Below are 26,071 nucleotides of genomic sequence, written 5' to 3' on the forward strand. Positions count from 1 at the left end.
GCACGTGCGTCGGAGGGTCGGTGGCGCGGGTGTGGTCGAGTGGCCCGGCGGGCCCGAGGACGAGCCCGGCGGGCCTTGAAACCAGTCCGGTCCGGGGAGCCCGTCAGGGGCGGCGCCGGCGCAGCAGTCGCGGCACCACCGCGGCGGCGAGGGCCGCGAGCAGGCCCGCCGCCAGCGCGGCCGTCGGCAGGTGCCGGAGCGGGCCGACGGCGGTCTTCGCAGTACGGGCGGCCGGCGCGGCCTCCGCGACCGGGGCGAGGGTGGTCGTGGTGCGGGCGGGTTCCGGCCCGGCCGGGGCCGGGGCCTGGTCGCCGGCGCCGCCCGTGCCGCCGCCGCGGGCGGTCGAGCCGCCGGTGCCGCCGCTGCCCGTGCCGCCGGTTCCGCCGGGGCTGGCCGGGCCGGCCGCGGTGTCGGCGACGCCGGCCTGCCGCTCGATCCGGTCGGCGGCGGCCCGGGCCCGGCCGCGCAGGGCCTCCGGCAGTTGGGCGTAGCCCTCGGGCAGCCGGCCGGCGGCGACGCCCGGGCTCTGGCCGTCGCCCATGGCGTAGCGCAGCAGGGAGGCGTAGGCGGCGCCGCTCGCCCGGTCAAGGGCGGAGGGCACGGTGGCGGCGTAGGTGATGGCGGTGAGCGGGTAGGCGCCCCGGGTCTTCGCGGCGGGGTCGACGACCGGCACGCCGGGGACGGTGCTCGGGATGGCGGCGGCCGCGGCGGTGAGCAGCGCGGCGTCCGTCGGGGCGGTGAACTCGCCCGCGCCGTTGCGCAGTCGGGCGGTGTTGAGGCCGTACCGGGCGGCGAGCGCGGTGGTGGTGAGGGTGAGCACGCCGCGCAGGCCCTGGGCCTGCGGCGGTGCCTTGCGCAGGGTGCCGGGTGTGGTGGTGGCGTCCCAGACGGATTTGGCGAGGGTGTCGCCGCGGGCGGCGGAGCGGGCGCCCTCGCGCATGGTGTTGGAGAAGGGGTGGGAGTCGAAGTTGCACCACGGCGGGCGGCCGGTCTCGTCGTCCGGGAAGGCCAGGCAGTAGTCGTCGAGCTTGGAGTAGTTGGCCTTGGGCGCGGTGACGCGGTCGGCGAGGTAGCGCTTGTTGACGCTGTCGTGCCAGGTCGTGCCGGGCCTGCCGGCCAGGAAGTCGCGGGCCTCGGGGTCGGCGAGCAGCCAGCGCCAGACCTGCAGGGCTCCGTCGCCCTCGCCGGAGGGCAGCAGCAGGTCGGGGATCCGGGACGGGAAGTACAGGTCCTTGAACTGCGGGTTGAGTGCCAGGAATTCGGGGTCCGAGGTGAGGTCGGCGGGGTTGCCCTCGGGAACGTCGGGGTCGCCCGGGTTGACGGCGTAGCGGTAGCTCTGGGTGAGCAGCTTGGCGACCAGGCGCGGCGTCAGGTCGAGGGAGGTGATCCGCTGCCCGTCCTTCTGCCGGGTCTCCGGCGGGGTCCGGGAGTAGGACTGGCTCTCGATGTCGTAGCCGATCACCAGGCCGGAGACGGCGAGCGGGGCGTAGACGGGGGTGCGGCCGGGGGCCTGGTCGGCGGGGGCGAGCGGGGCGCCGACGAAGGCGAGGCCGGGGTCGCCGCGCAGCAGGCGGCCGCGGGCGAGGTCGTCGGTGGTCCGGGTGTAGCTGAAGATGCCTCCGGCGCGGCTGCAGAGCACCGGCTGCCATCGGGCGACGACCTCGTCGGCGAGTTCGGTGCCGGCGGTGGGGCGCTCCTGGCTGCCGATCGGGCAGGAGATGCCGACCGGTTCGAAGTGCAGCGGGACGACCAGGCGGTGCTGCCAGTTGGTGGTGGACAGCGGGGAGGACTGCAGCTGTGCGGACTGGCCGCTGGGCGGCTGCCCGTCGACCTCCCTGTCGCCGCGCGGCACGATCACCAGCCAGCAGCGGCGGCCTTCGGTGAACGGGCCGCTCTGCCCCTTGGGGGTCTGGCCGCAGCCGAGGCCGGGCGCCTCGGAGCCGGTCTGCACCTCGAACCAGATCTGGCCGGTGCCGTCGGCCCGGGTCGGGGCGAAGGGCACCTCGTTGGTGGACTGGATGTCGAACCACTGGCTGGTGCCGCCGGTCTCGGCGGGGTCGCCGGTGGCCGGCCGGAACGGCACGTAGACGTTCTCGTTCTCCCGGGTGGGCCGGATCGTCTCGGCCGGGTCGGTGAGGGTGCGGCCGTAGTTGAGCTGCCGGCTGGGGACGAACGCGCCGCCCCGGCTGTCGCCCTTGGTGGCGCCGTACTGGCACTGGGTGCGGTCGGGGCCGGTGGCCTCGTCGCCCCAGCACTGCATGATCTCCAGGTAGTTGCGGCCGAAGACCATCGGGCTGGGCTCGGTGGGGCGGCCGCCCCTCCAGCTGACGTTGATCACCTGGTTGACCAGGTGGCTGGTCTGGCCGACCGTCACCTCCAGCCCGGCGAAGTCGCCGCCGCCGGTGACGGTGACCGGGTCCGCGTTGGTCGCGCGCGGCGAGACGGCGCCGGCGGCGGGGCGGGCCCGGCCGGGTGCGGCGGCCTTGACGGAGGCGGCTGCGGGTGCGCCGCCCGCCGCGGCCGGGGCGGCCGTGCCGTCGATCGGCACCGGTGCCCCGGTGACGGGGTCGACGGGGATCTGCGGGTCGGCGCCGCGGGCCGCGGCCGGCTGGACGGGCGCGGGCCCGGGGTCGGCGCTGAGCGAGGCGCCGGCGGCGGTGGCGAGCACCAGGGCGAGGACGGCGCACGTGCGCAGGCCGCGGCGGACGGCGGCGGTGCGGGCGGTGCTCATCGGCCGTTCCCCTCCCGCCCGGCGCGGCCGCGGCGGCCTGCGACCAGCGGGGGCAGCACGACGACGCCGCAGAACAGCACGATGGCCACGGCCATCAGGGCGTGCCGCAGCCCGGTGCCGGAGCCGGCGGCGATGGCGACGGAGTCGCCGGTGAACTGCTGGGCGCCGCCGGCCGCGCCGGTCCCGCCGCCGCCGAGCGCGGGGTCGGCGGCGGCCGCGCTGCCGCCGGGGCCGGCTGCTCCGGTGCCGCCGCCTGCCGCGCCGCTGCCGCCGGTGCCGTTCGCTCCCCCGCCCGCCGCGCCGCCCCCGGTGCCCCCGCCGCCGGAGCCGGAGCCGCCGGAGACCTGGGTGGTCTGCCGGGCGCCGCCGGTGCCGGCCGCGCACTGGGTGGCGGAGCCCTTCTTGTCGCAGTCCTGCGGCGGGTCGGCGCTGTCGGCGTACGGGTTGCGGCCGTTCGCGCCGAAGGTGGGGTTGCTGCAGGCCGAGGCGTTGAAGGCGCGGCGCTCGCTGCCGGGGACCTTCGCGAACTGCTCGAAGGCGGACTGCACCAGGTTCGCGGTGAGCGGGGAGTAGCCGAGGCCGTCGGCCTGCTTCTGGCCCTCGCAGAGGAAGTAGTAGCCGAAGGCGGCGAGGGTGCGGCCCTTCTCCTTGCTGAACGTCGCGGTCTCGCCGGTGTGGACGATCATGTAGCTGTAGCTGGAGAGCGGGTAGGCGCTGCGGTCCGGGCTGTCGTAGACGTCGTCGAGCTGCTGGGTGAGGTCGCCGGGGTTGATCCTGGCCCGCTTGAGCGCGACCGAGACGTTCCTGCCGTTGGGCTCCACGTAGTAGCCGGACTTGTTGAGCAGCTTCACCACGGGGAAGTGGCTGTTGAGCGCGTACGAGTACTCGACGTAGGTGATGGCGCCGACGTTGGCCTCGTTGGCGACGGCGTTGGCGACGGCGACCGAGGTGCCGAGCGCCTGCCAGGTGGAGCCGCTCTTCAGCGGGAAGAAGGACGTCATCCCGCAGGGCGCGCGGCGCGGGGTGGAGCGGCAGTAGTCGTCCCAGACCTGCTGCTGGCGCTTGCTCAGCCAGGTGGTGAGCTGCGCGGTGGTGCCGGAGCCGTCGGAGCGGACGACCGGGCGGACGGCGATGTCGGGCATCTTCAGCCCGGGGTTGTCGGCCTGGACGGCGGGGTCGTTCCAGCGGGTGATCTTCCCGGTGAAGATCCCGGCGACGGTCTCGCCGGAGAGCCGCAGGTTGGTGACCCGGGCGCCGCCGATCTTCAGGTTGTACATGAAGGAGGTGCCGCCGGCGACGATCGGCAGGTAGGCGTACGGGACGGGCGGCGGGGCGTCGAACTGGCCGCCGTCGGTGAGGCCGTACGGGATCTCGGAGACCGCGAAGTCGGTGGCACCGTTCTTGAACTGGTTGCGGCCGTAGCTGGAGCCCTGGCCGTCGAAGTCGATCGTCATGCCGTACTGCTTGACGTTGCTGATCCAGGAGTCGACGGCGTTCTGGCTCCACGTGGAGCCGGCGCCGCCGATCCGGCGGTAGTCCTCGGCGGCAGCGCGCGGCGCGGCGCCGAGCCAGAGCGAGCCGGTCAGCACCGCGAGCGCGGTGAGCAGGGTGAGGGTGCGGGCGAGAGCTCGGCGCAACGCGGGGACCTTTCGGGGTTCGGGGAGGGGCGCGGCGCCGGCGGGCCGCATCCGGGCCGCGTCCTGGGCGGAGCGGCGGGCCCGCGCGGCGGCCTGGCGCCTCGTCAGCTCGCCGGGTCCGCGGCCGCCGAGGGCGCGGGCGGCGACGAACAGCAGCAGCACCATGGCGAGCAGGACGGCGGCCGCCCCGAACGCGCGGGCCACGTGCAGTTGGGAGGGGAACTTGACGAGGGTGAAGGCCATCAGCGGCAGCGAGGCCTGCGGGCCGTGCAACGGGTTGAGGTTGAGGTTCTTGGTGTAGCCGGAGCAGAGCAGCACCGGGGAGGTCTCGCCGATGCCGCGGGCCGCGCCGAGGATGATCGCGGTGGCGAGGCCCGAGCGGGCGCTCGGCAGGGTGACCGTCCACACCGTGCGCCAGCGGCTCGCGCCCAGGGCGTACGAGGCCTCCTTGAGGGAGGCCGGGACGAGCCGCAGCACCACGTCGGCGGCGCGGATCAGGATCGGCAGCATCATCACCGAGAGCGCGACGCTCGCGGCGAGGCCGGAGCGGGACCGGTCGAGGGTGACCACGAGCACCGCGTAGACGAACAGCCCGGCGAGTATGGACGGCAGCGCGGTCATCGCCTCGACCAGGGTGCGCACCAGCCGGGCGAAGCGTCCCGGCACCTCGCTGAGGAAGACCGCGCAGCTGAGGCCGAGCGGGACGGTGATGGCCAGCGAGAGGGTGATCTGGGTGAGGGTGCCGACGATCGCGTGGAGCGCGCCGCCGCGGTCCAGCGGGTCGGCGGGCCCGGCGGTGGAGAGGTCCTGGGTGTAGAAGTTGGTGTGCCGCAGGGCGTCGAGGCCGTGCCAGAAGACGTAGCCGACGGTCCAGACGAGGACGGCGAGGACGAGCGCGGCGATGCCGTGCACCACGGCCGAGGCGAGCCGGTCGCGGACGGCGAGCCGGTTCTCCTCGCGGGAGAGCACCAGGGCGTACAGGGCGAGGAAGACCAGCCAGGTGCAGACGGCGAAGCCGACGCCGCCGCTGAACGGGGCGAGGCGCTGGAAGAGCAGGGCGCTGGTGGCGACGGCCCCGGCGAGGCTGCCCCAGAGCGCCCAGTGGTCGCCGGCGCGGCGGCCGACGGCCCGGCGCGGGGCGGGTTCCGGCCCGGTGGGCGCGGCGGGCAGCACGGTGCGGCCGGCGGTGTCGGCGAGGCCCGGGACGGCTGCGGTGTCGGCGGTCATGATCCGGCCCCCGATCGGCTGCGGGCGACCACGGCGGCCGCAGCGAAGTTCACCGCGAGGGTGAGGAGGAAGAGGGTGAGTCCGGCGGCCATCAGCGCGGAGACCGAGAACTCGCTGGAGTCGCCGTAGCGCAGGGCGATCAGCGGGGCGACCGCGCTGCCGCCGCTCTGCAGGATGTGCGGCTGGATCTCGAAGTGCATCGAGAGGATGAGGTAGACGGTGATCGTCTCGCCGAGGGCGCGGCCGAGGCCGAGCATGGTGCCGCCGATGATGCCGCCGCGGCCGAAGGGCAGCACCACGGTGCGGATCATGCCCCAGCGGGTGGAGCCGAGCGCGTAGGCGCCCTCCCGTTCGGCGGCGGGGGCCTGGTCGAAGACCTCCCGCATGATCGAGCACATGATCGGCGTGATCATGAAGGCCACGACGGTGCCGGCCATCAGGCTGGAGGCGGTGTAGATCAGCGGCGGGTTGAGCGGGTCGTCCGGGTCGACGCCGTCCACCCGCAGCAGCGGGATCCAGCCGAGGTTGGCGGCGATCCAGCGGGCCGTGCCGGCGAGCTTGTACTGCAGCAGCACGAAGCCCCACACGCCGTAGACCACGCTGGGCACCGCGGCCATCAGGTCGACCAGGCCGACCAGGGTGCGGCGCAGCCCGCGGGGCGCGTACTCGCTGATGTAGAGCGCGCTGCCGAGCGCGAGCGGCAGCGCCAGGGTGACCGCGATGCCGCCGATGAGCACGGTGCCGAGCAGGACGGCGGCGATGCCGAACTGGCCGCGGCCACCGTCGGGGTTCCAGTTCTCGACGGTGAGGAAGCTGAGGCCGGCGGTGCGCAGCGCGTCGGTGGCGCGCACGGCGAGGTAGCCGCCGACGGAGAGCATCACCACCAGGACGAAGGCGCCGCTGCCGCGGGCCCAGGCGAGGAAGAGGCGGTCGGCGAGGCCGGCGTCGGTGTGCAGGGTGCGCGGGGTGTCGGACCCCGCTGCGGCTGCCGCGGCGGCAGCCGTGTCGGGGGCGTTCACGCGGTGCCGCGCGGGCGGAGGGCGGACGCGGCGCGGGCGTGCAGGGCGGGTTCGGCGCCGCGGGCGCCGGCGACGAAGCGGGCCAGGCTGTACTGGCACTCGCGCTGCCGGCGGTAGGCGCGGGTGGAGCAGGCGATGGTGAGCCCGTCGAGGTCGAGCCGCCAGCGCCAGAGCTGGCCGTGGTCGACCGGGGAGATCGAGGGCCGGCCGCGGTCGAGGCCGAGGCGCAGCCGCTCGATCGCGGCGAGGCAGTCGGGTATGTCGCGGAAGGTCTCACCGCCCTGCCCGAGGTGGCGGTTGTTCGCCCCGAGCAGCCGCCACACGGCGTCACCGCCGACGGCGCCCGTTCGGGCGGGTCTGCTGACGATCAGGAACCTCGGCTGTCCCATGCCGTTCTTCGCCTTCCGGAGCGCTCATCGGCCGGAAGTGACGGTCTCGGCTCCCGGGGGATGACCGGATTCCGCCACATGAAGGACGGACACGGGGCGTGTGAACGGACGGTGCGCTCGTTCTCCACGACTCACACACCGTCCGTACGCACAGGACAGTCGCGCCCGGCGCGGGAGGCCGTCCGGCCGGTGGTCCGCGAGTCGGCCGACCCCGCCGCGCCGCCCGGGGACGGGGACGGCGACGGCCCGCCGGCGGGGTGCCGACGGGCCGTGCGGGGCGTGGAACGCGGGGCTCAGAAGCCCAGCTTGCGCAGCTGCTTCGGGTCCCGCTGCCAGTCCTTGGCGACCTTGACGTGCAGGTCGAGGTAGACGGGGGTGCCGAGCAGCGCCTCGATGTGCTTGCGGGCGGTGGTGCCGACGTGCTTCAGCCGCGAGCCCTTGGCGCCGATGACGATCGCCTTCTGGCTCTGCCGCTCGATGTAGACGTTGGCGTGGATGTCGAGCAGCGGGCGGTCGGCCGGCCGGCCCTCGCGCGGCAGCATCTCCTCGACCACCACGGCCAGCGAGTGCGGCAGCTCGTCCCGGACGCCCTCCAGGGCGGCCTCGCGGATGAGCTCGGCGACCATGATCTGCTCGGGCTCGTCGGTCAGGTCGCCGTCCGGGTAGAGCGGCTGGCCCGCCGGGAGCAGCTTGGTGATGAGGTCGGCGACCAGGCCGACCTGGTTGTCGCCGACGGCGGAGACCGGGATGATCTCGGCCCACTCGATGCCGAGTTCGAGGCCGAGCTGGTGGATCGCGATCAGCTGCTCGGCGAGCCGCTTTGAGTCGACCAGGTCGGTCTTAGTGACGATGGCGACCTTGGGGGTCTTCTTGATCTCGGCGAGTTCCTTGGCGATGAACTTGTCGCCGGGCCCGAGCTTCTGGTCGGCGGGCAGGCAGAAGCCGATCACGTCGACCTCCGCCCAGGTGCTGCGGACGAGGTCGTTGAGTCGCTCGCCGAGCAGCGTGCGGGGCTTGTGCAGGCCGGGGGTGTCGACCAGGACGAGCTGCGCGTCCGGGCGGTGCACGATGCCGCGCACGGTGTGCCGGGTGGTCTGCGGTCGGTCGGAGGTGATCGCGACCTTCGTCCCGACCAGGGCGTTGGTCAGGGTCGACTTGCCCGCGTTGGGACGGCCGACGAAGCACGCGAACCCGGAGCGGTACGGGGAGGAAGGGGCATTCATGGCCACCATTCTCCCTGATCACCCGGGTCCGAACCGACGCGCGCCCGGGCGGCGGCTCAGCCGGTCTTCTTGCCGCCGGTCAGCGCGCCGACCAGCACGATCACCAGCAGCACCAGCGAGCCGATCAGCCAGTAGGGCGAGCCGGTCTCCCGCCACCGGCCGAAGCCCATGACGGTGAGCAGCAGCCCGGCGAAGAACGCCAGTACGCCCATGTCCCCTCCCCTGCACCGCGACGGCTTCGTCCGGAGGCCCCGCTCCCCCGCCGAGCCGGTCATCAGACTATCGGCCCGGACCGGCCCGGCGGGGGTGTCTCAGCGTGCCTCGGCGCGGGTGCGCAGCGCCCCGTCCACTCCGGCCAGCAGCACCGGGGTGCCGGCGCCGCCGAGGTCGCGGACGGCGGCGAGGTCGGCCTCGGCCGGGGTGTCGGCCTCGGTGACCACCGCGGCCGCCTCCAGGCCCTTGGCGCCGCTGGCGACGGCCATCGCGACCGCGGTCTGCAGCGCGCTGAGCCGCAGCGACTCCAGGGCCACGCTGCCGGCCACGTAGGTGCGGCCGGTCTCGTCGCGCACCGCCGCCCCCTCCGCCACACCGTTGCGGGCGCGCACGGAGCGGGCCAGCGTGATGATCTTCTTGTCCTCGGGGTCCAGTTCGGTGAGCTCACTCATGAGCCCTGAGCATAGGCGGGCGGCCCGCCCCGGCCCCCGGCGGACCACCAGGTGGCGACCGCCCGTCTCAGCCCTCGGCCCGGCCCTCGGTACCGCCCTCGGCGCCACTGCCGGAGCCGCCGTCGCCGTCGAGCAGGGCGCCGCGGCCGGCCGGGGCGAAGACCGCGAGCGCCTCCTCGACGCGCCGCAGCGCGGCGGCGTCCAGGGTGACCGCGGCGGCCGCGGTGTTCTCGGCGATGTGGGCCGGGGTCCGGCTGCCGGGGATGGGCACCACGTGCTCGTCCTGGTGCAGCAGCCAGGCCAGGGCCAGCTGCCCGGGCGTGAGGCCGAGGTCGGCGGCGATGCCGCGCAGCGGGGCGTAGCGGTCGTTGTTGGTCCGCAGGTTGGCCTCGTCGAAGCGCGGGATGTGGCGGCGGAAGTCGTCCTCGCCGAGCCCCTGGACGGTACCGGTGAGGAAGCCGCCGCCGAGCGGGCTCCAGGCGACCAGGCCGATGCCGAGTTCGCGGGCGGCGGCCAGCAGCGCGGGGTCGACCGGCTGCCACATCGACCACTGGGTCTGCACGGCGGCCACCGGGTGGACGGCGTGCGCGGCACGCAGCTGGGCGGCGGTCACGTTGGAGAGCCCGAGGTGGCGGACGAGCCCGGCCGCGACGAGGTCGGCGACGGCGCCGACGGTGTCCTCGAAGGGCACCTGCGGGTCGGGGAAGTGCGGGTAGTACAGGTCGATGACGTCGGTGCCGAGGTTGCGCAGCGACTGCTCGGCGTAGCCGCGGACGTACTTCGGTTCGGCGTTGACGGCGAGCTCGCCGAAGGCGTAGCCGACCGGGAAGCGGTGCGGCTCGGCGCCCTCGGGGATCCGGAAGCCGAACTTGGTGGCGATCACCACCTCGTCGCGGCGGCCGGCGACCGCCCGCCCGACCAGGGCCTCGTTGTGGCCGTCGGCGCCGTAGCCGTCGGCGGTGTCGATCATCGTGGCGCCGGCGTCCAGGGCGGCGTGCAGTGCGGCGGTGCCGCGGTCGTCGTCGGTCTCGCCGTACATGCCGGGCGAGAGCACCATCGCTCCGAAGCCGACGGGTGCGGTTCTCAGGCCGCCGAGCGAGCGCTCGTTCATCCGGTCCCCCTCGTGGTCGCGTGTGGACCACCCGACGCTGCCGCGGATCTGACGGAGCGTCAAGCCCATTCCGCTCCGTGGACGGCTGTCGGCAGCGCGGGGCCGGGACCGCGGCGCGGTCCCGGCCGGACGAGGTGCGGGGTCAGTGGCCGATCGGGTTGGGCGGGCCCGGCTTGAGCACCTTGACGAGGGTGGCCGGCCCGTCGGGCGCGGTCTGCGGGCCGCTGTGCCGCTTGCGCCAGTACGGGTTGTCCTGCGGCAGGTGGCTGCTCACTCTGCCGTACATGCCGAAGGTGACCACCGCGAAGCCGAAGGCGAAGCTGAACACCACGTTGGGGATCTGGAAGGCCAGCCGGTTGGCGCTGCTGTCGAGCACGATGAGGCCGACGAAGCCGGCCAGGATGAACACCACGCCGACGATCATGTTCAGGGTGGAGGCGAAGTTTCCGCCGATGATCGCGCCGACGATCAGGATGCCGCCGACCACGATCGACAGCACGCTGAGGGCGCCGTTGCTGGACAGGCCCAGGGTCTCCTTGCCGTTGGTGTCGAAGAACCCGACCTGGTCGACGAGGCCGAGGATGCCGAAGACCACCAGGAACAGGCCGCCGACGCCCGCGCTCCAGCGGTAGACCTGCGCGAGCTTGTGGTCCACGGGAAGTTCGTCTTGCAGTTTCATCGCTGCCTCCGCCGTACGTCAGCCGTGGCCGTGGTAGTCGCGGTGGTAGGGGATCTCGTGCAGGTACAGCGAGCCGCACTGCTGGCAGGTCCGCAGTCCCGTCCCCCAGTCCGTTTCCGGCCTGGTCTCGGCATCGGGTTCGATCTCGGCGCCGCACATGCCCTCGGCAGGATTGGCGGTCCGTACGATGTGCCACCTGCTCACCTCGCCGGACCGGCCCGCCGGGCCGTACTCCGCGCGCAGTTGGTGCGTCATACCCTCCATGGTGCAAACGCCCGGGCCGTGGCGGCAAACGCGGCGCGGCCCGTCTTCGCGCGAACGGGTGTTCCCGGGGACGCCGACGGCCGGGCCCCGGTGCGGGGCCCGGCCGTCGGCGGGTGCGTCAGCTCTGCTGGTCGGCGAACTCGTCCTCGGGGTCCTCGATCGCCCGGACGGGTGCGGCGACCACGGTGTCGATGCGGTTGCGGCGGCCGGCCGAGCTCTCCGCGCTGAGCCGGATCGCCACCAGGTCGGTGGCCGTCTCGTCCGGGACGGGGATGTCGCAGGACGAGCCGGGGATCGGCACCCGGCCGAGGTGCTTGGCGAGCAGGCCGCCGACCGTCTCGACGTCCTCGTCCTCCAGCTCCAGGCCGAACAGCTCGCCGAGGTCCTCGACCAGCAGCCGGGCGGTGATCCGGTACGAGCCGTCCCCGAGGTCCTCGACCGGGGCGATCTCCCGGTCGTACTCGTCGGTGATCTCGCCGACGATCTCCTCCAGGATGTCCTCGATGGTGACCAGCCCGGCCGTGCCGCCGTACTCGTCGATCACGATCGCCACGTGCGAGCGCATCTGCTGCATCTCGCGCAGCAGGTCGGCGGCCGGCTTGGAGTCCGGGACGAAGACGGCCGGCCGCATGACCGTGCCGACCTGCTCGGACTCGGCGTCCCGGTTGACGTGGGTGCGGCGCACCAGGTCCTTGAGGTAGACGATGCCGACCACGTCGTCCTCGTTGTCGCCGACCACCGGGATCCGGGAGAAGCCGGAGCGCAGCGCCAGGGTGAGCGTCTGCCGGACGGTCTTGTGCCGCTCGATCATCACCAGGTCGGTGCGCGGCACCATCACCTCGCGGACGATGGTGTCGCCCAGCTCGAAGACGGAGTGCACCATGCGGCGCTCCTCGTCCTCGATCAGGTCGTCCTTCTCGGCGAGGTCGACGAGGGCGCGCAGCTCGGCCTCGGAGGCGAACGGGCCCTCCTTGTAGCCCTTGCCCGGGGTCAGTGCGTTGCCGACCAGGATCAGCAGCCGCGGGATCGGCCCGAGGATGCGGGCCAGCGGCAGCAGCACGAAGGAGGCGGCGGTCGCCGTGGTCAGCGGGTGCTGGCGGCCGATGGTGCGCGGTGAGACGCCCACCGCGACGAAGGAGACCAGCACCATCACGCCGATCGCGGAGAGCACCGCCTGCCAGGTCTTGTCGACGTTGCGGACGAAGACCACCGTCACCAGGACGGCCGCCGCCATCTCGCAGGCCACCCGGATCAGGGTGGCCAGGTTGAGGTAGCGGATCGGGTCGGTGGCCACCGTCAGCAGCCGGGCCGAGCCCTTCCGTCCCGCCCGTACGGCCTCCTCGGCACGGAACCGGGAGACCCGGGAGATGCCGGCCTCGGCGCACGCGGCGAGCCAGCCGACCACCACCAGCAGCAGAGCCCCGACGAGGAAGCTCGTACTATCACCACTCACGGACGGCCGGCCCTCAGTGGGTGGTCGGCGCCGGGGAGATCCCGGACAGGCCGCGGCCGGAGCGCCAGTCGTCCAGGATGCGCTTCTGCAGCCCGAACATCTCCCGCTCCTCGTCCGGCTCCTCGTGGTCGTAGCCGAGGACGTGCAGCACGCCGTGGACGGTGAGCAGCTGCAGCTCCTCGTCCATCGAGTGCTGGGAGGGGGCGGCCTTGCCCTGCTGCTGGGCGACCTCGGGGCAGAGCACGATGTCGCCCAGCAGGCCCTGCGGCAGCTCCTCGCCCTCCTTGCCGGGACGGAGCTCGTCCATCGGGAAGGACATCACGTCGGTGGGCCCTGGCAGGTCCATCCACTGGACGTGCAGCTCCGACATGGCGTCGCTGTCGACCAGGATCACGGAGAGCTCGGACTGCGGGTGGATCCGCATCTTGTCGAGGGCGTAGCGGGCGACGTCGAGGATGGCTTCCTCGTCGACGTCCCACCCGGACTCGTTGGCGATGTCGATCGACATGGAGGGCTTGTGACTCAGCTTTCGGTGCGATGGGACTGGCGCGGGGCACGGGCGCCCCGGCGCTGGACGGGTTTGCGGTTCGTGGTGGCCTCGTCGGCCTCCTGCCGGGCGTCCCAACGCTCGTAGGCGTCGACGATCCGGCCGACCAGCTTGTGCCGCACCACGTCGGTGCTGGTCAGCACCGAGAAGTGGATGTCGGGCACGTCGACGAGGATCTCCTGGACGACCTTGAGGCCGCTGCGGGTGCCGCCGGGCAGGTCGATCTGGCTGGTGTCGCCGGTGACCACCACGCGGGAGTTGAAGCCGAGCCGGGTCAGGAACATCTTCATCTGCTCGGGCGAGGTGTTCTGCGCCTCGTCGAGGATGATGAAGGCGTCGTTGAGGGTGCGGCCGCGCATGTAGGCGAGCGGCGCGACCTCGATGGTGCCGGCGGCCATCAGCCGGGGGATCGAGTCCGGGTCCATCATGTCGTGCAGCGCGTCGTAGAGCGGGCGCAGGTACGGGTCGATCTTCTCGTAGAGGGTGCCGGGCAGGAAGCCCAGCCGCTCCCCCGCCTCGACGGCCGGCCGGGTCAGGATGATCCGGTTGACCTCCTTGGCCTGGAGGGCCTGCACGGCCTTCGCCATGGCCAGGTAGGTCTTGCCGGTGCCGGCCGGGCCGAGGCCGAAGACGATCGTGTGCTTGTCGATCGCGTCGACGTAGCGCTGCTGGTTGAGCGTCTTGGGGCGGATCGTGCGGCCCCGGTTGGACAGGATGTTCGCCGTGAACACCTCGGAGGGCGCCGGGTGGCCCGGGTCCTCGGCGGCACTCCTGAGCATGGCGATGGAGCGCTCCACGGCGTCCTCCGTCAGGGGTTGGCCGGTGCGCAGCACCAGCATCATCTCGTTGAAGAGCTGCTCGACCAGCCTGACCTCGGAGCCGACCCCGGTGGCGGTCACCTCGTTGCCGCGCACGTGGATGTCGGTCTGCGGGAAGCCCCGCTCGATCACTCGCAGGAGCGAGTCGGCCGCACCCAGCAGCGTCACCATCGGGTGCTTCTCGGGGATCACGATCCGGGTGCTGGCCGCCGCCTCACGGCGCGGCTGTCCGTTGGTACGGGTCTGCGGTGTGTCACTCATGGGTCGGCCTGCGGCCTGCCTCATCCCAATCCGTCGTCTCGGGGTGCAGCTCGGGGTGTCCGAGGTCACCAGGGTACGCCGCACACGCCCTCCACAGGAGGGCAGGGGCGGCGCGGCTCCGCCCGCGGCGGCCGCATTCGATGGTGGGCCACTCCCGGGAACCACGCGAATGGTTTTCCGTTTCCGACCTGATGAAACGCACCGCGCCGGGGCCCGGCGGCGGGGCCGCCGGGCACCTTCTACGGCCGCCGGCGGGGCACCGGGATCCTCGCCAGGTCCTCCGCGATCACGATCTCGCCGTCGAAGTGCTTGCGGGCCTCGGCGAGGTGCTGGTCGAGGACCGGGTAGCGCTGCGAGAAGTGGGCCAGGACGAGGGTGCGCACCCCGGCGGCTGCGGCGACCTCGGCGGCCTGCGCGGCGGTGAGGTGGCCGTGCTCGGAGGCCAGGTGCGCGTCGGCGTCCACGAAGGTGGCCTCGGCGACCAGCATGTCGACGCCCTCGGCGAGCTCGCCGACGCCGTCGCACAGCCGGGTGTCCATCACGAAGGCGAAGCTCTGCCCGGGCCGGGTCTCGCTGACCTCGTCCAGGGTGACGGTGCGGCCGTCCACCTCGATCCGGCCCTGCTGCTGGAGGGTGCCGACCGCGGGCCCGCGCAGCCCGAGGGCGGCGAGGCGCTCGGGCAGCATCCGGCGGCTGTCGGGCTCGGTGAGCCGGTAGCCGAAGGACTCCACCGGGTGGGAGAGCCGGACGGCGGACAGCTCGAAGGGGGCGCCGGGCACCGGCAGCGGTCCGGGGTCGAGGATCGGCCGGGGCCGCAGCTCGGCGGTCTCGTGGAAGGCCGAGGCGTACCGCAGCCGGTCGAAGAAGACCTGGCCGGAGGCCGGGTAGTAGGCGTCCACCGGGTGCGGGACGCGGTCCAGGTTGATCCGCTGGACGACGCCGGCGAGGCCCAGGCAGTGGTCGCCGTGGAAGTGCGTCACCGCGATCCGGGTGATCTGGGTGGCGGAGACGCCGGCGTGCAGCATCTGCCGCTGGGTGCCCTCACCGGGGTCGAAGAGCAGGCCCTCGCCGTCCCAGCGCAGCAGGTACCCGTTGTGGTTGCGGTGCCGCGTGGGCACCTGGCTGGCGGTGCCGAGGACGACGAGTTCGCGCTGGGACACCTCAGACCAGGCCCTCGCGCAGCGGCACCCCGCCGAGCACGTGCACGTGGGCGTGGAAGACGGTCTGGCCGGCGCCGGACCCGGTGTTGAAGATCATCCGGTAGCCGTGGCCGTCGATCTTCTCGTCCTCGGCCACCCGGGCCGCCTCGGTGAGCAGCTGGGCGGTGATCTCCGGCTCCGCGGCGGCGAGCTCGCCGGCGTTCGGGTAGTGGACCTTCGGGATCACCAGGACGTGGGTCGGCGCCTGCGGGTTGATGTCCCGGAAGGCGACCGTCCGCTCGGTCTCCCGGACGACGGTCGCCGGGATCTCACCCGCCACGATCTTGCAGAACAGGCAGTCGGGCTGGGCCTCTCCGGCCATGGCGGTCTCCTTGCGCGTGCGCGTCCGTGACGGTCCGCAGCCTAGCCGAGCTGCGCACTCCTCCGCGGCGGGCGGCCCGGCGCGGGGCGCGAGCACACGGCTCGCGCCCCGGCCGGGCGGCGGCGACCGGACCTACAGCGCGGGCAGCGGCGGCGGGGTCTTCGCCGGGTGCTCGGCGAGCGCCTCCAGCGCCAGGCGGACGCCCTCGGCGAGCTGCGGGTCGCGGGCGGCCGCCCAGTCCTGCGGCGCGCAGTCCACCTCGACGTCCGGGTCGACGCCGTGGTTCTCCACGCCCCAGCCGTAGCCCTCCAGCCAGAAGGCGTACTTGGGCTGGGTGATCGCCGTGCCGTCCACCAGGGAGTACTTGCCGTCGATGCCGATGACGCCGCCCCAGGTGCGGGTGCCGACGACCGGGCCGATGCCGAGCGCCTGGATCGCGGCGTTGACGATGTCGCCGTCGGAGCCGGAGAACTCGTTGGCGAGCGCCACCACCGGGCCGCGCGGGGCGTCCCCGGGGTACGGCTCCGGGTTGGCCAGGTCGCGGCCGCGGTCCCAGCCGACGATCCGCCGGTTGAGCTTCTCGACGATCAGCTGGGAGGTGTGGCCGCCGCGGTTCTCCCGCAGGTCGACGACGACGCCCTCGCGGGCGAGTTCGACCCGCAGGTCGCGGTGGAGCTGGGCCCAGCCGGAGCTGACCATGTCCGGCACGTGCAGGTAGCCGAGCCGGCCGCCGGAGCGCTCGCGGACCTCGGCGCGCCGGCCGGCCACCCAGTCGTGGTAGCGCAGCGCCTCCTCGTCGGCGAGCGGCACCACCACCGGGTGGCGGTGGACGCCGTCCTTGCCGGCGACGGTGAGCTCCACCGGCTGGCCGGCGGTGCCGGCGAGCAGCGGGGCCGGGCCGGTGACCGGGTCGACCGGGCGGCCGTCGACGGCGAGCACCGCGTCGCCGGGCCGGACGGCCACGCCGGGGGCGGCCAGCGGCGAGCGGGCCCGCGGGTCGGAGGACTCGCCGGGCAGGATCCGCTCGACCCGCCAGACGTCGCCGTCGCGGACCAGGTCGGCGCCGAGCAGGCCCTGCCGGCGGGCGGCCTCGGTGCCGCGGCCGGGCGGGGTGACGTAGGCGTGCGAGGTGCCGAGCTCGCCGACCGTCTCCCACAGCAGGTCGACCAGGTCGTCGTGGCTTCCGAGGCGGTCCACCAGCGGGCGGTAGCGGTCGAGGACCCCGGCCCAGTCGACGCCGTTCATGTCGGCGCGCCAGTAGTTGTCCCGCATGATGCGGCCGTTCTCGTCGAACATCTGGAGCCACTCGGCGGCCGGGTCGACGGTGACCCGCACCCGGGCGAGGTCGACGTCCACCTCGTCGTCCTCGCCGGCCTTCTGGTCGGCGGGGACGATCCGCAGCCGCGACTCGTCCAGCACGGCGAGCCGGGAGCCGTCGCCGCTGACCGCGAAGCCGTCCAGGGCGTGCACGAGCTCCTCGGCGCGGCGCTTCTTGAAGTCGAACCGCTCCAGGACGGGCCGCGGATGGTCGTCCTCCAGCGAGGCGGCGGTGTCGCCGAGCTCGCCGAGCAGCGGCATCCGCGTCCAGACGACGCCCTCCTTGGTGGCCTTCAGGCTGCCGAAGGAGCCGCCCTCGACCGGGAAGGGCAGGATGCGGTCGGCGATGCCCTCAAGGTCGACCCGGGTCGACGGGGCCGACTCCTCTCCCTCGCGGGCGTCCGCGGCCTCCTTGGCGCCCTTGCCGGCGGCCTTGCCGTCCTCGTCCTCGGCGCCGACCGGGCGGCCGGCCCGCTGCGGGCCGAACGGTGACGGGGTGTCGGCGGCCAGCGTGATCAGGTACGGGCGGCAGCCGGTCGGGAAGGACAGGTCGAAGGAGTGCGAGTCGTACACCGGGTCGAAGTTGCGCACCGACAGGAAGGCCAGGTGCTTGCCGTCCGCGGTGAAGGCCGGCGCGTAGTCGACGAAGCGCTGCTGGGTGGCCTCGCTGACCGTCCGGCTGGTCAGGTCGGCCAGCATGATCTGGCGCAGCGACCACGCGCCGAGCACCGGGCTCGACCAGGCCAGCCAGCTGGAGTCCGGGCTGAACGCGAGGCCGGTGACTTCGCCGTTCTCGCTGCGGGCGAGCTCGTGCACGGTGCCGTCGGAGAGCGCCACGAGCAGCACCCGGCCGTCGTGCGAGGCGACGGCCAGCTGCCGGCCGTCGGGCGAGACGGCGAGGTCCAGCACCCGGCCGAGCCCGCCGGCGGCCAGCCGGCGGCGATCGGCGCCGAGCACGGCGGGCGCGAAGTCGAGGGCGTCGTCGCCCTCGGCGTCGGTGACCCAGACGACACCCTGGCCGCCGTCGGTACCGGGCACCACCCGGGCCAGCCGGGCGCGCACCCCGGGGGCGGCGTCCAGGACGCGGGCCGGGCCCTCACGGTGCGTCAGCCAGTGCACGGTGCCACGGACGACGACCGCGCCCGCCCGCCCGGTGCGGTCCGGGGCGACGGAGTCCAGGTGCCCGGCGGCGGAGACCGGGTGCGGCTGGCGGCGGGTGCGCGGCCCGGCGAGGAGGACGTCCAGGCGGCGCGGCTCGGCGCCCTCCAGGTCCTCCAGCAGCCACAGGTCGCCGCCGCTGTGCCAGACCACCCGGGTGCCGTCGGTGGTGGCGTTGCGGGCGTAGAACCCGCCGTCGGTGTGGCGGCGCAGGTCCGAGCCGTCGGGGAGGCTGGAGTACAGCTGCCCGGTGCCCTCGTGGTCCGACAGGAAGGCGATCCGGCCGCCGACCCACAGCGGCGACTCGATGTTGCCGCCGAGGCCGGTGTGCAGGCGCTCGAAGTCGCGCTCGCCGATCCACAGCTTGCCGGTGGTGCCGCCGCGGTAGCGCTTCCAGTGCGCGGGCTCCCGGCTGAACGCCGACAGCAGCAGGGCGCGCTCGCCGCCCGGCTCGAACGCCAGCCCGCCGACCGGCCCGTACGGCAGCCGGGCCGGCTCGCCGCCGTCCAGCGGGACGGCGAAGGCCCAGGTGCGGCGCAGGGTGGCCTGGCCGGCCGTCGTCACGGCGACCGGCCGGCCGTCGGCCGTCCAGCCGCGCAGGGCGGTACGGGGGCTGCCCCAGTGGGTGAGCCTGCGGGAGGGGCCGCCCTCGGTGGGGGCGACATGGATCTCCGGCGCGCCGTCCCTGGTCGAGGTCCAGGCGATGTGCCGGCCGTCCGGGGAGAAGCGCGGGTGGCTGACCGGCGTCCGGTCGGCCGTCAGCCGCCAGGCCCGGCCGCCGTCCAGCGGGGCGAGCCAGACGTCGTCCTCGGCAACGAAGGCGACGAGGTCGCCGTGCAGGTGGGGGTGGCGCAGGTAGGCGCCGTGTGAGGTGCTCTGCGGTTCGGTCACACCAGCACCCTAGGCACCGGCCGCCCGCACCGCAGGGGGTTTCTTCTTGAGCGTACGAACCGGGCGCGAACCACCCGGCACGGGTGGCCCGTTCAGGACCAGCGGCCGGTCCGGCCGAGCAGCAGGGCACCCGCCGCCACCCCGGCCGTGGAGGTGCGCAGCACCGACGGGCCGAGCCGGTACGGGGCCGCGCCGGCCTCGGCGAACGCGGCCAGCTCCTCCGGCGAGACGCCGCCCTCGGGGCCGACCACCAGCACGATGTCGCCGGTCTCCGGCAGCGGGGCGGCGGCGAGCGGCACGGCACCGTCCTCGTGCAGCACGGCGGCGAGGGACGCGGCGGCGAGCACCGGCGCGAGCTGACGGGTGGTCACGAGCTCCCGCACCTCGGGGAAGCGGAGCCGGCGCGACTGCTTGCCCGCCTCCCGGGCGGTGGCCCGCCACTTGGCGAGCGCCTTGGCCCCGCGGTCGCCCTTCCACTGCGTGATGCAGCGGGAGGCCGCCCACGGGATCACCACGTCGACGCCGACCTCGGTCATGGTCTCCACCGCGAGTTCGCCGCGGTCGCCCTTCGGCAGCGCCTGGACGACGACGATCCGCGGGCCCGGCTCCGGTTCCTCGCGGACGGTGTCCACGGTGACGTCCAGCGCGTCCTTGCCGTGCACGGCGGCGACCGTGCCGTCGACCCCCAGGCCGAGCCCGTCGGCCAGCGTGACCGCCTCGCCGACCTCCAGCCGCTTCACCGCGACGGCGTGCCGCCCCTCCGGCCCGTCCAGCCGCACCACCGCACCCGGCACGACCCCGGCCAGCACCGCACTCTCGACGACGAACACCGGCGCAGTCATGAAGGGCTTTCCTTACAGGTAGGTGAACGACCAGGGGCGCGTGGGGGCACCCCACGCGCCTGATGGTCCGCGACTGGCCTCAGCGCCCGTTGAAGGCGTCCTTGAGGCGGGAGAAGAGGCCCTGCTGGCCCGGTGCGAACTGGCCGGACGGACGCTCCTCGCCGCGCAGCACGGCGAGCCGCCGCAGCAGGTCCTCCTGCTCGGGGTCGAGCTTGACCGGCGTCTGCACCTCGACATGCACTATCAGGTCGCCCCGGCCGCCGCCCCGCAGGTGCGTGATGCCGCGGCCATGCAGCGGGATGGACTGTCCGGACTGGGTGCCGGGCCGGATGTCGACCTCCTCCAGCCCGTCCAGGGTCTGCAGCGGCACCTGGGTGCCGAGTGCGGCGGCGGTCATCGGGATGGTGACCGTGCAGTGCAGGTCGTCGCCGCGGCGCTGGAAGACCGCGTGGCTGGTCTCGGCGATCTCGACGTACAGGTCGCCGGCCGGGCCGCCGCCGGGGCCGACCTCGCCCTCGCCGGCCAGCTGGATGCGGGTGCCGTTGTCGACACCGGCGGGGATCTTGACGGTGAGGTTGCGGCGGGCGCGGACGCGGCCGTCGCCGGCGCACTCCGGGCAGGGGGTGGGCACGACGGTGCCGAAGCCCTGGCACTGCGGGCAGGGGCGGGAGGTCATGACCTGGCCCAGGAAGGACCGGGTGACCTGGGAGACCTCGCCCTTGCCGCGGCACATGTCACAGGTCTGCGCGGAGGTGCCGGGTGCGGCGCCCTCGCCGGAGCAGGTGGTGCAGGTGACGGCGGTGTCGACCTGGAGTTCCTTGGTGGTGCCGAAGGCGGCCTCCTCCAGGGTGATCTCCAGGCGGATCATGGCGTCCTGGCCGCGGCGGGTCCGCGAGCGCGGGCCGCGCTGGCCGCCGGCGGCGCCGAAGAAGGCGTCCATGATGTCGGAGAAGCCGAAGCCCGCGGCGCCGAAGCCGCCCGCACCCGCGCCGCCGCCGTTCGGCGAGAGCGGGTCGCCGCCGAGGTCGTAGACCTGCCGCTTGGCGGGGTCGGAGAGCACCTCGTAGGCGGCGTTGATCTCCTTGAACCGCTCCTGGGTCTTCGGGTCCGGGTTGACGTCCGGGTGCAGTTCGCGCGCGAGGCGCCGGAACGCCTTCTTGATCTCGTCCTGCCCCGCATCCCGTCGGACGCCGAGTACCGCGTAGTAGTCCGTGGCCACCAAATGCTCCGCTTGTTCCGCTTCTGGAAGTGTGCTTGCGTCCGACCGGCTGCGCTGCTGGCGCAGCGCGCTGTTACGACTCGGCCAGGATCTGACCCACGTACCGTGCCACCGCTCGCACCGCCCCCATTGTGCCCGGGTAATCCATCCGGGTCGGACCGATCACACCCAGCTTTGCCACGCTCTGGTCGCCCGAACCGTAACCGACGGAGACGACGGACGTGGAATTGAGGCCCTCGTAGTCGTTTTCGCGCCCGATCCGGACCGTCATCCCGGACTCCGCGGTCTCACCCAGCAGGCGCAGCAGCACGACCTGTTCCTCCAGTGCCTCCAGCACCGGCTGGATGGTCAGCGGGAAGTCGTGGCCGAAGCGGGTCAGGTTGGCCGTACCGGCCAGCATGATGCGCTCCTCGTTCTGCTCGGCGAGGGTCTCGAAGAGGGTGGCGAGCACGGTGGAGACGGTGGGCCGGTCGCCCTGCTCGAAGGCGCTCGGCAGGTCCTCCAGCACCACGGGGACGTCGGGCAGCCGGCGGCCGGCGGCCATGCTGTTGAGCTTGGCGCGCAGGTCGGCCAGGACGGTCTCGCCGACCGTGCCGGGGCAGTCGACGATGCGCTGCTCCACCCGTCCGGTGTTGGTGATCAGGACGAGCATCACCTTCGTGGGTGCCAGCGCGACGAGTTCGACGTGCCGCACGGTGGAGCGGGTCAGCGAGGGGTACTGCACCACGGCGACCTGCCGGGTGAGCTGGGCGAGCAGCCGGACGGTGCGGGCCACGACGTCGTCGAGGTCGACGGCGCCCTCCAGGAAGTGCCGGATCGCACGGCGCTCGGGGGCGGTCATCGGCTTGACCTCGGCGAGCCGGTCGACGAACAGCCGGTAGCCCTTGTCGGTGGGGATCCGGCCGGCGCTGGTGTGCGGCTGGTGGATGAAGCCGTCCTCCTCCAGCGCGGCCATGTCGTTGCGGACCGTCGCCGGGGAGACGCCGAGGTTGTGCCGCTCGACGAGGGCCTTGGAGCCGACCGGCTCCTCGGTGCCCACGTAGTCCTGGACGATCGCGCGCAGCACGGCGAGCCGGCGCTCGTCGAGCGGGCGGACGCCGGCACGCGTGTCGATGAGACGCTCGTCCCTGCGCTCGTTGACCACGGGGCACGCACCTCCGTCTTCGCCCGTTGGACCTGGTGACCGATTCGTTCCTTGGCACTCTGGAAGGCAGAGTGCCAGAACCGTACCTGCCAGTGTAAGGCCCACCCCCGACGGCAGGAACGGGCCTCCCACGTGATCCTCGACCGATCTCCGGGCCGCGGGCGGTGCCCCGTGCGTCGGCGAGTGGCAGCATCGAAAGCGAGCGAGCTACCGAAGGAGCAGCGATGTCGTCGACACGGCAGCACTCCCGCTTCGCACCGGACCGCGGCCTGACCGGCCGGATGGTCACGACGATGTTCCTGATCGGCCTGGTCTACGTGGGGTTCACCGGGCTGCTGATCGTCCTGCTGCGCGGCGCCTGGCCGCTGATCCTGCTGGTGTCGGGCGGGCTGTTCGTCGCGCAGTTCTGGTTCAGTGACAAGATCACCGAGAAGGCGATGGGCGCCCGTCCGGCATCGCCGGAGGAGTACCCGCAGCTGCACGGCACGATCGACCGGCTGTGCGCGCTGGCCGACATGCCGAAGCCACGGGTGGCGGTGGCGCGGAACGACATGCCGAACGCCTTCGCCACCGGCCGCAAGCCGGAGAAGGCCGTGGTGTGCGTGACCACCGGACTGCTGCGCCGGCTGGAGCCGGAGGAGCTGGAGGGCGTCCTGGCGCACGAGCTGTCGCACGTCGCGCACCGGGACGTGGCGGTCATGACGGTGGCTGGCTTCCTCGGCGTGCTGGCCGGCGTGATGACCCGGATCGCCCTGTACGGCGGGTTCCTGGGCAACAACCGCAACAGCAGCGACCCGAACACGGCGATCGCACTGGTGATCGTGCCGCTGGTCAGCATGGTGGTGTACGCGCTGAGCTTCCTGCTCACCCGGATGCTGTCGCGCTACCGGGAGCTGGCGGCGGACCGCTCGGCGGCCCAGCTGACCGGCCGGCCGAGCGCGCTGGCCTCGGCGCTGACCAAGGTGACGGGGCAGATCTCCGCCATCCCGACCGAGGACCTGCGCAAGGCGCAGCCGTACAACGCCTTCTACTTCGCGCCGGCGCTGAACGCGCGGGAGGCCGCGAGCCAGCTCCTCTCCACCCACCCCTCGCTGGAGAAGCGGCTGGAGCAGCTGGCGCGGATCTCCGCCGAGCTCGGCCGCTGACCGGCCGGGAGAGGACCGCACATGGGATTCCTGGACGCGCTGCTGGGCCGGAGCAAGCCGGTGAAGCCGGATCTGGACCAGCTGTTCGGCATTCCGTCGGCCGCGCTGACGCTTCAGGCGGCGGCCGGGTTCTTGCCGACGGGGCTGGGCTCGGTCTGCTTCGCCGCGGTCGAGGGCGGGGCCTTCGAGGAGGTCAAGCAGCAGGTCCGGGCGCTGCTGGACGCGGACACCGACCGCGGCGGCGTCCCAGTGGAGGCGTCCCGGGACGACTACGGCTACTCCTGGCTGCTCGCCCGGCACACCCCCGAGGAGCTGCCGGACCTGGTGAACGACCTGCACGCGGTCAACAGCGAGCTGGAGGCGAACGGCTTCGGCCCGCAGCTGCTCTGCTCGCTGGTCGGCTTCAAGGACACCGAGGGGCGCTCGCTGGCGCTGGTCTACCTCTACAAGCGGGGCACCTTCTATCCGTTCGCGCCGATGCCGGGCGGCGGCGAGAAGCGGAACAGCCCGCTGGAGCTCCAGGTGAAGGCGATGCTCGGGGACGACCTGCGGCTGGAGTCGGACCTGTCGCGGTGGTTCCCGGTCTGGGGTGCGCCCGGGCTGTAGGGCGTGCGGGCTGCGCGGGGGCGCGGGCGGGGGTTCGGCACGCCGTACGCCGGACGGGCGATGACCGGGTGTCGGGCTCGTAGACTCCCGTCCATGCGCAGCAGGCAGTACGGCCCCGATCTGACCCCGCCGTGGAAGCGGCAGCAGCCGGCCCCCGAGGTGCCGGCCGAGCGGGACCTCGTGGTGGAGGAGGCGGCGACCGGCTTCTGCGGGGCGGTGGTGCGCTGTGAGAAGACCGCGGAGGGGCCGACCGTCACCCTGGAGGACCGGTTCGGCAAGCACCGGGTGTTCCCGCTGGTGCCGCGCGGCTTCCTGCTGGAGGGGCGGGTGGTGACGCTGGTCCGTCCCGCGGCGGCGGCCCCCGCCGCCGGGCCGCGGCTGACCGCCTCCGGCTCGGTCGCGGTGCCGGGCGCCCGGGCCCGGGTGGCCCGGGAGTCGCGGATCTACGTGGAGGGGCGGCACGACGCGGAGCTCGTCGAGCGGGTCTGGGGCGACGACCTGCGGGTCGAGGGCGTGGTCGTGGAGTACCTGGAGGGCGTGGACGACCTGCCGGCCGTCGTCGCGGAGTTCGCGCCGGGCCCGGGGCGCCGGCTCGGGGTGCTGGTCGACCACCTGCTGCCGGGCACCAAGGAGCACCGGATCGCGGAGCGGGTCTCCGGCGACTCGGTGCTGGTGGTGGGCCACCCGTACATCGACGTGTGGCAGGCGGTGAAGCCGGCCTCGGTGGGCATCGCGGCGTGGCCCGAGGTGCCGCGCGGCGAGGTCTGGAAGGAGGGCGTCTGCCGCCGGCTGGGCTGGCCGGTGGACCCGCCCTCGGCCTGGCGCCGCATCCTCGGCTCGGTGCGCTCCTACCGGGACGTCGACCCGGCCCTGCTGGGCCGGGTCGAGGAGCTGATCGACTTCGTGACGGCGGTCGACTGACCCCGGGGCTCAGTCCACCAGGTCGCGGACGACCGCGTCGGCCAGGAGGCGTCCGCGCAGGGTGAGGGCGGCGCGGCCGTCGGCGTGCGCGGCGGGGTCGAGCAGGCCCTCCTCCAGGGCGCGCAGTGCGGCCTTGCGGCCGTCCTCGGTGAGCAGGTCGAGCGGGCAGCCGTCGACCAGCCGGAGCTCCAGCAGGATGCGCTCGACCCGGCGGTCCTCCGCGGCGAGCACCTCCCGGCCGAGCGCCGGGGTGCGGCCCTCGGCGAGGGCCTGCGCGTAGGCGGCGGGGTGCTTGGCGTTCCACCAGCGGACGCCGCCGACGTGGCTGTGTGCGCCCGGGCCGGCGCCCCACCAGTCGGCGCCCGTCCAGTAGAGCTCGTTGTGGCGGCAGCGCGCCTCGGGCGTGGTGGCCCAGTTCGAGACCTCGTACCAGGCGTAGCCGGCCGCGGAGAGGGCGTCGTCGGCGATGAGGTAGCGGTCGGCGTGCACGTCGTCGTCGATCATCGGGAGTTCGCCGCGGCGGACGCGGGCGGCGAGCCGGGTGCCCTCCTCGACGATCAGGGAGTAGGCGGAGACGTGGTCGGGGCGGGCGCCGATCGCGGCGTCGAGGGAGGCCCGCCAGTCGTCGTCGGACTCGCCGGGGGTGCCGTAGATCAGGTCGAGGTTGACGTGCTCGAAGCCGGCCTCGCGGGCCTCGGCGACGCAGGCCTCGGGGCGGCCGGGGGTGTGGTGGCGGTCGAGGATCTGCAGCACGTGCCGGCGGGCGCTCTGCATGCCGAAGGAGATCCGGTTGTAGCCGCCCTCGCGGAGCTCGGCCAGGTAGGCGGGGCCGACGGACTCCGGGTTGGCCTCGGTGGTGACCTCCGCGTCGGGCGCGAGGCCGAACTCCTCGCGCAGTGCGGCGAGCATCCGCACCAGGTCGCGGGCGGGCAGCAGGGTGGGGGTGCCGCCGCCGAGGAAGACGGTCCGTACGGGCAGGTCGGTGTCGCCGAGGACCTTCCGGGCGAGCCGGATCTCGGCGATCACGTTGTCGGCGTAGGTCTCCTGCGAGGCGACCGCGCCCGAGGAGCGCAGCTCGGTGGCGGTGTAGGTGTTGAAGTCGCAGTAGCCGCAGCGGCTGGCGCAGTACGGCACGTGCAGGTAGAAGCCGAACGGCCGGGTGCCGAGCCCGGTCAGGGCGGGCGCGGGCAGCGAGCCGTCGGACGGCACCGGTTCGCCGTTGGGGAGTGCGGAGGGCATACCCCCCATTGTCCCGTATCGCATGTGGCATCGTCCCGTACGGC

Annotated in this window: 23 protein-coding genes; 3 read left to right on the forward strand and 20 right to left on the reverse strand. The window is 73.8% G+C overall.

Features of this window, described 5'->3' with window-relative positions; translation table 11 throughout:
• Window positions 1-103 precede the first annotated feature (103 nt).
• The 19 genes from AB0P35_RS14210 to hrcA all read right to left on the reverse strand — a co-directional run bounded on the left by AB0P35_RS14210 (window position 104) and on the right by hrcA (window position 22,086).
• Complete coding sequence (locus tag AB0P35_RS14210; RefSeq protein WP_363510371.1) at window positions 104-2,731, reverse strand: hypothetical protein; 2,628 nt, start codon at window positions 2,729-2,731, stop codon at window positions 104-106.
• Entirely contained in the window at window positions 2,728-5,595 is a 2,868-nt protein-coding gene (gene pstA / locus AB0P35_RS14215; protein ID WP_363510374.1) for a phosphate ABC transporter permease PstA, read from the reverse strand. The genes AB0P35_RS14210 and pstA overlap by 4 nt, the downstream gene beginning before the upstream one ends.
• On the reverse strand, window positions 5,592-6,614 hold the full coding sequence (gene pstC / locus AB0P35_RS14220; RefSeq protein WP_363510377.1) for a phosphate ABC transporter permease subunit PstC: 1,023 nt from the start codon (window positions 6,612-6,614) through the stop codon (window positions 5,592-5,594). Before pstC ends, pstA begins: the two co-directional genes overlap by 4 nt.
• Window positions 6,611-7,003: a hypothetical protein gene (locus tag AB0P35_RS14225; protein WP_363510380.1), complete on the reverse strand. Its 393-nt coding sequence runs from the start codon at window positions 7,001-7,003 to the stop codon at window positions 6,611-6,613. Before AB0P35_RS14225 ends, pstC begins: the two co-directional genes overlap by 4 nt.
• A 293-nt stretch (window positions 7,004-7,296) precedes the next feature.
• The gene (era, locus tag AB0P35_RS14230; protein ID WP_095874947.1) at window positions 7,297-8,226 is read right to left on the reverse strand and encodes a GTPase Era; all 930 of its coding nucleotides are present in this window, start codon (window positions 8,224-8,226) and stop codon (window positions 7,297-7,299) included.
• Between the two features lie 56 nt (window positions 8,227-8,282).
• Entirely contained in the window at window positions 8,283-8,438 is a 156-nt protein-coding gene (locus AB0P35_RS14235) for a hypothetical protein (protein WP_179419489.1), read from the reverse strand.
• Window positions 8,439-8,537: 99 nt separating this feature from the next.
• Window positions 8,538-8,891, reverse strand: a complete 354-nt coding sequence (locus AB0P35_RS14240) for a cytidine deaminase (protein ID WP_095874946.1) — start codon at window positions 8,889-8,891, stop codon at window positions 8,538-8,540.
• 67 nt (window positions 8,892-8,958) lie between these two features.
• Window positions 8,959-10,002 (reverse strand): aldo/keto reductase, encoded by a 1,044-nt coding sequence (locus AB0P35_RS14245; RefSeq protein WP_363510384.1) that lies wholly within the window; start codon window positions 10,000-10,002, stop codon window positions 8,959-8,961.
• A 142-nt stretch (window positions 10,003-10,144) separates the two neighbouring features.
• Window positions 10,145-10,681 (reverse strand): DUF4383 domain-containing protein, encoded by a 537-nt coding sequence (locus AB0P35_RS14250; protein WP_363510387.1) that lies wholly within the window; start codon window positions 10,679-10,681, stop codon window positions 10,145-10,147.
• Window positions 10,682-10,699: 18 nt separating this feature from the next.
• Window positions 10,700-10,936, reverse strand: coding sequence for a hypothetical protein (locus AB0P35_RS14255; protein ID WP_095874943.1), 237 nt, complete (start codon window positions 10,934-10,936; stop codon window positions 10,700-10,702).
• A gap of 127 nt (window positions 10,937-11,063) precedes the next feature.
• The gene (locus tag AB0P35_RS14260) at window positions 11,064-12,398 is read right to left on the reverse strand and encodes a hemolysin family protein (RefSeq protein ID WP_095874942.1); all 1,335 of its coding nucleotides are present in this window, start codon (window positions 12,396-12,398) and stop codon (window positions 11,064-11,066) included.
• Window positions 12,399-12,411: 13 nt separating this feature from the next.
• The gene (ybeY, locus tag AB0P35_RS14265; protein ID WP_095874941.1) at window positions 12,412-12,906 is read right to left on the reverse strand and encodes an rRNA maturation RNase YbeY; all 495 of its coding nucleotides are present in this window, start codon (window positions 12,904-12,906) and stop codon (window positions 12,412-12,414) included.
• Between the two features lie 14 nt (window positions 12,907-12,920).
• Complete coding sequence (locus AB0P35_RS14270; RefSeq protein ID WP_257019338.1) at window positions 12,921-13,934, reverse strand: PhoH family protein; 1,014 nt, start codon at window positions 13,932-13,934, stop codon at window positions 12,921-12,923.
• Between the two features lie 329 nt (window positions 13,935-14,263).
• Window positions 14,264-15,184: a ribonuclease Z gene (locus AB0P35_RS14275; RefSeq protein ID WP_095874939.1), complete on the reverse strand. Its 921-nt coding sequence runs from the start codon at window positions 15,182-15,184 to the stop codon at window positions 14,264-14,266.
• Window position 15,185: 1 nt separating this feature from the next.
• Window positions 15,186-15,545 (reverse strand): histidine triad nucleotide-binding protein, encoded by a 360-nt coding sequence (locus AB0P35_RS14280; RefSeq protein WP_095874938.1) that lies wholly within the window; start codon window positions 15,543-15,545, stop codon window positions 15,186-15,188.
• A gap of 132 nt (window positions 15,546-15,677) precedes the next feature.
• Entirely contained in the window at window positions 15,678-18,911 is a 3,234-nt protein-coding gene (locus AB0P35_RS14285) for a PDZ domain-containing protein (RefSeq protein WP_363510392.1), read from the reverse strand.
• A 92-nt stretch (window positions 18,912-19,003) separates the two neighbouring features.
• Window positions 19,004-19,753 carry a 16S rRNA (uracil(1498)-N(3))-methyltransferase gene (locus AB0P35_RS14290; protein WP_363510395.1) on the reverse strand — a complete coding sequence of 250 codons (750 nt, stop codon included), beginning with the start codon at window positions 19,751-19,753 and terminating at the stop codon, window positions 19,004-19,006.
• A gap of 79 nt (window positions 19,754-19,832) precedes the next feature.
• Window positions 19,833-20,972: a molecular chaperone DnaJ gene (dnaJ, locus tag AB0P35_RS14295; protein ID WP_095874935.1), complete on the reverse strand. Its 1,140-nt coding sequence runs from the start codon at window positions 20,970-20,972 to the stop codon at window positions 19,833-19,835.
• 73 nt (window positions 20,973-21,045) lie between these two features.
• Complete coding sequence (hrcA, locus tag AB0P35_RS14300) at window positions 21,046-22,086, reverse strand: heat-inducible transcriptional repressor HrcA (protein WP_095875673.1); 1,041 nt, start codon at window positions 22,084-22,086, stop codon at window positions 21,046-21,048.
• A gap of 254 nt (window positions 22,087-22,340) precedes the next feature.
• On the opposite strand from hrcA, the gene htpX reads away from it, so the two are divergent.
• The 3 genes from htpX (at window position 22,341) to AB0P35_RS14315 (ending at window position 24,788) form a co-directional block, all read left to right on the forward strand.
• Entirely contained in the window at window positions 22,341-23,261 is a 921-nt protein-coding gene (gene htpX / locus AB0P35_RS14305) for a zinc metalloprotease HtpX (RefSeq protein ID WP_363510398.1), read from the forward strand.
• Between the two features lie 21 nt (window positions 23,262-23,282).
• Window positions 23,283-23,867: a hypothetical protein gene (locus tag AB0P35_RS14310; protein ID WP_363510401.1), complete on the forward strand. Its 585-nt coding sequence runs from the start codon at window positions 23,283-23,285 to the stop codon at window positions 23,865-23,867.
• A 93-nt stretch (window positions 23,868-23,960) separates the two neighbouring features.
• Window positions 23,961-24,788, forward strand: coding sequence for a DUF3097 domain-containing protein (locus AB0P35_RS14315; protein ID WP_363510404.1), 828 nt, complete (start codon window positions 23,961-23,963; stop codon window positions 24,786-24,788).
• 9 nt (window positions 24,789-24,797) lie between these two features.
• Here AB0P35_RS14315 and hemW read toward each other — a convergent pair whose 3' ends face one another.
• The gene (gene hemW / locus AB0P35_RS14320) at window positions 24,798-26,027 is read right to left on the reverse strand and encodes a radical SAM family heme chaperone HemW (protein ID WP_363510407.1); all 1,230 of its coding nucleotides are present in this window, start codon (window positions 26,025-26,027) and stop codon (window positions 24,798-24,800) included.
• Between the last annotated feature and the right edge of the window lie 44 nt (window positions 26,028-26,071).

It is taken from the genome of Kitasatospora sp. NPDC085879 (assembly GCF_040686255.1).
Classification (GTDB): domain Bacteria; phylum Actinomycetota; class Actinomycetes; order Streptomycetales; family Streptomycetaceae; genus Kitasatospora.

Bases quoted from the DNA above. Each gene is read 5' to 3' on its own strand.
- AB0P35_RS14210 (WP_363510371.1), bottom strand. From the start codon at position 2,731: ATGAGCACCGCCCGCACCGCCGCCGTCCGCCGCGGCCTGCGCACGTGC.
- pstA (WP_363510374.1), bottom strand. From the start codon at position 5,595: ATGACCGCCGACACCGCAGCCGTCCCGGGCCTCGCCGACACCGCCGGC.
- AB0P35_RS14225 (WP_363510380.1), bottom strand. From the start codon at position 7,003: ATGGGACAGCCGAGGTTCCTGATCGTCAGCAGACCCGCCCGAACGGGC.
- era (WP_095874947.1), bottom strand. From the start codon at position 8,226: ATGAATGCCCCTTCCTCCCCGTACCGCTCCGGGTTCGCGTGCTTCGTC.
- AB0P35_RS14235 (WP_179419489.1), bottom strand. From the start codon at position 8,438: ATGGGCGTACTGGCGTTCTTCGCCGGGCTGCTGCTCACCGTCATGGGC.
- AB0P35_RS14240 (WP_095874946.1), bottom strand. From the start codon at position 8,891: ATGAGTGAGCTCACCGAACTGGACCCCGAGGACAAGAAGATCATCACG.
- AB0P35_RS14245 (WP_363510384.1), bottom strand. From the start codon at position 10,002: ATGAACGAGCGCTCGCTCGGCGGCCTGAGAACCGCACCCGTCGGCTTC.
- AB0P35_RS14250 (WP_363510387.1), bottom strand. From the start codon at position 10,681: ATGAAACTGCAAGACGAACTTCCCGTGGACCACAAGCTCGCGCAGGTC.
- AB0P35_RS14255 (WP_095874943.1), bottom strand. From the start codon at position 10,936: ATGACGCACCAACTGCGCGCGGAGTACGGCCCGGCGGGCCGGTCCGGC.
- ybeY (WP_095874941.1), bottom strand. From the start codon at position 12,906: ATGTCGATCGACATCGCCAACGAGTCCGGGTGGGACGTCGACGAGGAA.
- AB0P35_RS14270 (WP_257019338.1), bottom strand. From the start codon at position 13,934: ATGGTGACGCTGCTGGGTGCGGCCGACTCGCTCCTGCGAGTGATCGAG.
- AB0P35_RS14280 (WP_095874938.1), bottom strand. From the start codon at position 15,545: ATGGCCGGAGAGGCCCAGCCCGACTGCCTGTTCTGCAAGATCGTGGCG.
- AB0P35_RS14290 (WP_363510395.1), bottom strand. From the start codon at position 19,753: ATGACTGCGCCGGTGTTCGTCGTCGAGAGTGCGGTGCTGGCCGGGGTC.
- htpX (WP_363510398.1), top strand. From the start codon at position 22,341: ATGTCGTCGACACGGCAGCACTCCCGCTTCGCACCGGACCGCGGCCTG.
- AB0P35_RS14310 (WP_363510401.1), top strand. From the start codon at position 23,283: ATGGGATTCCTGGACGCGCTGCTGGGCCGGAGCAAGCCGGTGAAGCCG.
- AB0P35_RS14315 (WP_363510404.1), top strand. From the start codon at position 23,961: ATGCGCAGCAGGCAGTACGGCCCCGATCTGACCCCGCCGTGGAAGCGG.
- hemW (WP_363510407.1), bottom strand. From the start codon at position 26,027: ATGCCCTCCGCACTCCCCAACGGCGAACCGGTGCCGTCCGACGGCTCG.